Source organism: Candidatus Zixiibacteriota bacterium (genome assembly GCA_022865345.1).
In the GTDB taxonomy this organism is placed as follows: domain Bacteria; phylum Zixibacteria; class MSB-5A5; order MSB-5A5; family RBG-16-43-9; genus RBG-16-43-9.
In genome coordinates this window covers 1-2265 of the sequence record JALHSU010000176.1, presented here as the reverse complement: position 1 = coordinate 2265, position 2265 = coordinate 1, and the positions used below count along the sequence as shown (strand labels likewise).

The window sequence follows — 2265 nt, the reverse complement described above, 5'->3', positions numbered from 1 at the left end:
TGCGGCGATCGTCATAAGTGGTAAGAATGTCCTGTCTGGATTGGGCTCGAGCGTGTCAATCTATAAAAGGAATTTCTTCTCCACCTATTTTTTTGTGCTGATTCCGAATCTTTTGACCTTCCCCTTTACCCTTTTAAATCACAGGGCGGCTCTTCTCATCTCCAAGTTCAATCCGGAGGTTATCTTCTTGATTCTGATTCTGGAAATAGGGGTCTCTATGATAGCCAACTACATCCTCATCTCCACCCTTACCCGGTTTTATATCTATGATCAGGGGTTGGACTGAAAACTTTTCTTTAAAATAAAATATGCAAGGCTGGAACCTTGCTCTATGATGTCTCCGCATTTTCGTCGATGGTAGCCGCAGGCTTTATGCCTGCGTGACTGTTTCCGCTCTCTGAACATGCAGTTATACGCAAGCTGAAGTCCTGAGAGTGGATCCGTAGGACTTGCGGCTACCCATGAGAGAAATATAGCAATCTGCCTGCAAAGTCCACCTTAAGATAAAAAAGTCTTTGACGAAAGAGAGAATAGAGGGTATATTTTTCTTATTGGTAAATATAGGTGTAAGCAGGACAAAATCTTGCTTCTGGAATTTCTATTCCCGAAGCATAAGAAAAAAAGGCATAGATGTTCAGTTTTAATCAGATAATAATCGGGATTGCGCTTCTGGTCCTTTTAGGGTGTGAGCTCTGGGTGTTCAGGAAATCAACCCGAGGAAGGAGCAGTAATGCATTTCTGCTTTTGAATCTTTCCTTTGCCCTGGTCCTCTCAGGTTACCTCTGGCTTTCCCTGAAGAATGCACCCGTGCAGGCTCATCCAGGTTTTTATCTTTTAATCTCAGGAATAGTGTTTGCTCCTTCCTTCTGGGTTCTTTTCTCTTATACCTTAGCCCGGGAGGATTCTAAAGCGGAGCTGAAAAAAGGCATTCTGGTTTTTCTGCCATTTCTTTTTTTGAGTCTGCTTTCTCTCCTGTGGCAGGTAAAAAGAAACCTGGTCCTGGTGCAGAAAGATATCTTCGGGGATCTGGCATTTTATTTTGCGGACAGAAGCGAGCTTTTTCTTATCTTTCTTTTAGCCGGTGCGGTATTCTCTATCATAAACCTGGAAAGAACTTTTCATTCCTGTATTCAGGAAGAGAAAAAGAAGCTGGTCCTGCCATTCATCTTGAGTTTGGCTCTTTTAGTTCTTTTGGTCTATCTGGTCACCTCTGGTTTTCTTTACGCCCGGATTCCCGGTTTCACCTTTTTAGTTTGGGGGATTTTAAGCCTTTTATGGTCTCTGAGCCTGGTAAGATACCTTAAAGAAAAAACTGCTTCAGTTCAAATCACCAGACAAGTAGTATATTCCTCGGCCGTTGCTATCCTGATTGGGGGATATTTGATCCTGATTGGACTGGTAACTAAACTGATTCAATCCTACGGAGCTAACTTAAGCGTATTTTTGTCCATGCTGGCTGCTTTTCTGGTGATTGTGGTCTTGTCCGCGCTGGTTGTTTCCAGCTCGGTAAAAGAAAGAGTTAAAAGATTTGTGGATTCAACAGTATATAAGGGTAAGGTCGATTATCAGGCAGAGTGGACCAGGTTCAGTGAGAACATCGCCTCGCTTCTGAATTTGGATGAAATCCTGAAGGAGGTAGCAGGCGTAATTTCGACTAACCTGCGGATCGGAGATATCGCGATTTTGCTTTCCGAAGGACAGGGTGGGTTTACTTCAGCTTATCCCAAAGAAAGCTCTTCTGAGCTAAGCATAAGAAAAGAAGAGGACCTCCTGGATTGGATTTTCCGGTATGGAGAACCGATCGGCATAAAGGATATTGAGTTAAACAAATCACTGACTGAAAAAGAGAGAGCTTTTTTAAAACAGGCAGAAGAGCTGAAATTGGAGCTTTGCGTCCCGATGATCGCCAAGAGGAATTTGGTCGGTCTTCTATTTCTGGGGCAAAAAAAGGGCAATCATCCTTTCAGCGAGGATGATTTCTCCTTTTTAGGAGGGGTGGCTCACCAGGCTTCGATTGCGGTCTTGAACGCCAAGCTCTCACAGGAGCTAATTCTTTCCAGGGAGATGGAGTCGTTCAACAAGCTTTCCTCTTTCATTTTGCATGACCTGAAAAATTTCATCTCTATGCTCTCCTTGCTCCTGCAAAATGCTGAAGAAAGGCTAAAGGATCCTGATTTCCAGAAAAGCGTTCTGGTCACCATATCGGACACTGTGGAGAGGATGAAAAATCTGATAAGCAAGCTCTCCACACCCTCAGCTGGAATA

The 2265-nt window shown here is 43.6% G+C and carries 2 protein-coding genes; both read left to right on the top strand.

What is annotated here, in order from left to right; all coding sequences use genetic code 11:
• Positions 1-286 (top strand): hypothetical protein (locus tag MUP17_08580; protein ID MCJ7459032.1); only part of this gene is annotated, 286 nt, incomplete at its 5' end.
• A 344-nt stretch (positions 287-630) separates the two neighbouring features.
• Positions 631-2265, top strand: a 1635-nt coding sequence (locus MUP17_08575) for a GAF domain-containing protein (protein ID MCJ7459031.1), incomplete at its 3' end; no start/stop codon positions are given.